The following is a 3,424-nucleotide window of genomic DNA, read 5'->3' on the forward strand; positions in this document are numbered from 1 at the left end:
CGGGCGGCCGCTGCGCCTTCGCCGCGATGGATAGCTGCTCCGGCTCCGGCCCGGGTGCGGCGGGTGGCTGGCCCGGGCCCTGATCGACTGGCGGTCTCGCCTCCCCCGTCGACCCGATGGACCCGTCCGTCGTGGTGGCAGCGGGACGTGGGACGGCGGTGGGGCCGAGGCGGTCGAGGCAGGTCTCGACCGTGGTGAGCAGAACCTGGAGGTCCGTGCTCCCGGCCGCGCACCAGGAGCGGATCGCCACCTGCAGCGCCGCGAGGAAGACCGAGACGGTCAGCCGCGCGTCCAACTCCGCGAACGGCAACGCCACCGACGCTGGTGCTGGTGCTGGTGCTGGTGCCAACGCCGGTGCCGGTGCCGGTGCGGCACTGTAACCGTCGCCGACCGGTTCACTGACGGCCAGTTCCGCGGCCAGCCGGTCACCGATGGCGATCAGCCGGTGCAGGACCGCGCCGGCCAGTGGCGACGCGCCGCTGACCGGCATCAGATGATCGGCGTAGTGACGCAGGGAGGGTCCGTCCGGGGACATCAGCCCCCAGGCGCTCAGGGCCGCGTTGCGCAGGGCGAGCAGCGGCGGTTCGTCCACCGGTCGACGGCGCAGGGCGGCGACGGTGAGGTCGCCCATCTCCTCCAGTGGTGCGAGGGCGATGGCTTCCTTGCTGGTGAAGTAGCGGAACAACGTCCGCACGGAGACATCCGCCCCCGCGGCTATCTCCTCGACCGTGGTCGCCTCGAAGCCCTTCTCGGTGAACAGCTCGTGCGCGACTTCGATGATCGCCTGCCTGGTGCGCCGTTTCTTGCGCTCCCGCAGGCCCTCCGCGTTCCCTGTCGACACTGTGATCCCCCCACCTGCGCGTCCTGGCCGCAGCCCCCGATCAACGTACGCCGGCAACCGGCAACTGGCACCGACTGACAGTTTTCTGACTATCTTGACACCCGCCCGCGCGCCCCTCGTCGGCCGGGTACACCCATCCCAACCAGCCAGGACGCGGACCGCGTCCCAGATCTCGGTCGAACGTGACGGGCGTCCCATCGGCCTCGACAGCACCGATAGGTGCCAACAAGGCCACCAGCCGAAGATTCGACGCCGCCACCCGGCCGGACCCGACCCCGCCGCCTCAGCCGGGCGATGGCACCCGCCACAGGGCCGCGGCGCTCGCTTCCCCACCGGCGTCGACAATGCGCTCGACCGCCGCGGAGTCAATACCTGGAATCAGGTTCGGATCGATCCGGACAATGAGCATTCGCGTTTTGGCCACGTCGCCACAGTAGGTCGCCATTCACGTGCCCAGCGCCCTGAGTACCGTCAGAATCCGGACACGACATCGGCCTCGTCTCCACCCGGACAATCGCGCGCCGCGTCGGCGTATCGGATGCGACAGTGCCCTGGCGCACGGCCGCGCCGCGGGCAACGGGCCCGCCACGGTGGCACGTGCCATCCGGCCGTGGGTACGGCGACTCAGGTGGAACATGCCTGGTCAAGGTAGCCAGCTGAGGTCTCGCCGGCAGGCCGCGATCGTGGCCTGCTCGCCCCGGCCACCCGCGGCCACCTCGGCGGGTGGCCGCGGCGCCAGGCCGTCCGTACCGCGGCCGGTTTCGTGGCCTCGCCACCGCCGAACAACACCCCCGGTTCGTCCAGGCGATGCACGAGTTTCCGCGTCCCGGGCGCATCAGGTTCAATACCGGCACGCCGAACTGTGTCAGCTCGGCGATGGATCTGTGGCCTTTCGATTTCCCGCGGGCAGCGCGGGCCGGACCTACCGAGGTGAGGTTCACGTGCGCGGCCATCCCGCGGCGTCGACCCTCACCTCGTGTGAGGCGCGGGTCCTCGGCCGGATGCCCCGCCCGACCGTGGCCTGATTTGGGCCTAGGCTGGACGGGTGACCGTTGTGAAGATCAATGCCATCGAGGTTCCCGAGGGCGCCGGCCCCGAGCTGGAGAAGCGCTTCTCCAACCGCCTGCACGCGGTGGACGGCCAGCCCGGCTTCGTCTCGTTCGAGCTGCTGCGTCCGGTGAAGGGCGACAACCGCTACTTCGTCGTGACCCACTGGGACAGCGAGGAGTCCTTCCAGGCGTGGCTCACCGGCCCCGCCATGGAGGCCCACTCCGGCGAGCGTGCCCGCCCGGTCTCCTCCGGCACGTCCCTGCTCGAGTTCGAGGTCGTCCAGCGCTCGGTGGCCGGCGACTCCGCGTAGCGCTGACCCACCCCATCCGGCGGCCGGCCTGGGTTACGAAGCGGGGCATCCCACCCGACCCAGGCCGGCCGGTCGGCTGGCCGAACCGGACGCCGCTCAGTCCGGCCGGAACCGCAGGATGAACCAGTCCGCCGCCTCGCACGCCACCTTCTTCAACGCGAGCGCCTTGACGACACCAATACCTTCGTTCAACCCGTGCGCGATCTTGTTGCGACGGTCGACCAGGAACGCGAGCTCCCGGCGCAGCTCCTCGTCGTTCGCGTCGAAAAGCTCACGGAGCTCCTGCTTCAGGTCGGAGTCGAAACGCCCGACGAACGCTTCCAGCGCGTCCGGCGTTGGATTCTGGGTCCGCTCCAGCCAGGCCAGCGAGAAGTTGCGGACAAGACCGTACGACTTGCTGCTCGTATAGGCCCGCGCGGTCTCGGCGACCGCCTGCTCGACATATCCGCAGCTTCTGATCACCAGCAGGCGAGCCAGCCAGGCCGCGGCCTCCTGATCATCCGCCCTGCTGGCTCGCTCCCGGACCAGGGATTCAAGCTCGGCGAGCCGCCTCGATATGAACACCACTTCCTGGGGCGGCCAGATCTGGCTTGCGGTAGCTGGTCTGGACATCTATATCCGGGAGAAGACCGTGGTCGCCAACGCGAGCCGGGTCCGGACGCTTTCCTCATCCGCGGTGGCCCTGGCGATGACCTGTTCCAGGCCCGGCTCCTCGAGCAGTGTGTGGATCTGCCGTTTGATAGCGGCGGGAGTCGGCTCGGTGCCCACGTCCAGCCGTCGCGCGATCCCCACCAGGAGCGCCTCGGTCAGGGCCGCGTTCAACTGGCTACCCCTGGCACGCAGTGCGCTGCGCCCGGCCTTTTCGAGAATCAGCTCGGTCGCCCGCTCGAATCTGGAGGTCAGGACATCCACCGGAAGGTCCTCCAGGTTCCGGTGGGCGCCCACGAAGTCATTGAGGTACTTTTTCAGCGGCCGGTGGTAGTTCCCTGGAGAAATATACAGCGCGATGAATCTCAGGACGATTTCCTGATCCCGCAGCCGCGGGGACGTGGGACCGTACAGCGCACGCCAGGAAGGCGTCTCGTTCAGCTTGGTCAGAAACTCGATGAAACGGCCGGCGTAGAGCGCCACCCGGATCTCGTGCGGCGTCAGCTGGGTACCACCCGAGTTGAGACGTTCGAAGATCTGGTAGACCGCGTCGAGCGAGTCCCGGGTACCATCGG

General features: G+C 68.9%; 2 protein-coding genes and 2 pseudogenes. 1 reads left to right on the forward strand and 3 read right to left on the reverse strand.

What is annotated here, in order from left to right; genetic code table 11:
- Positions 1-211: 211 nt before the first annotated feature.
- A pseudogene (locus G6R24_RS19500) lies at positions 212-841 on the reverse strand (TetR/AcrR family transcriptional regulator); the annotation flags it as partial.
- A 1,045-nt stretch (positions 842-1,886) separates the two neighbouring features.
- On the opposite strand from G6R24_RS19500, the gene G6R24_RS19505 reads away from it, so the two are divergent.
- Positions 1,887-2,201 carry an antibiotic biosynthesis monooxygenase family protein gene (locus tag G6R24_RS19505; protein WP_192029210.1) on the forward strand — a complete coding sequence of 105 codons (315 nt, stop codon included), beginning with the start codon at positions 1,887-1,889 and terminating at the stop codon, positions 2,199-2,201.
- A 96-nt stretch (positions 2,202-2,297) separates the two neighbouring features.
- On the opposite strand, the gene G6R24_RS19510 is transcribed toward G6R24_RS19505, so the two are convergent.
- Both G6R24_RS19510 and G6R24_RS19515 read right to left on the reverse strand, forming a co-directional pair.
- On the reverse strand, positions 2,298-2,765 hold the full coding sequence (locus G6R24_RS19510) for a HEPN domain-containing protein (RefSeq protein ID WP_225438768.1): 468 nt from the start codon (positions 2,763-2,765) through the stop codon (positions 2,298-2,300).
- A gap of 48 nt (positions 2,766-2,813) precedes the next feature.
- Positions 2,814-3,424: pseudogene (locus G6R24_RS19515) on the reverse strand (DUF262 domain-containing protein); the annotation flags it as partial.

This window comes from Candidatus Frankia nodulisporulans (assembly GCF_902806475.1).
Classification (GTDB): Bacteria; Actinomycetota; Actinomycetes; order Frankiales; family Frankiaceae; genus Frankia; species Frankia umida.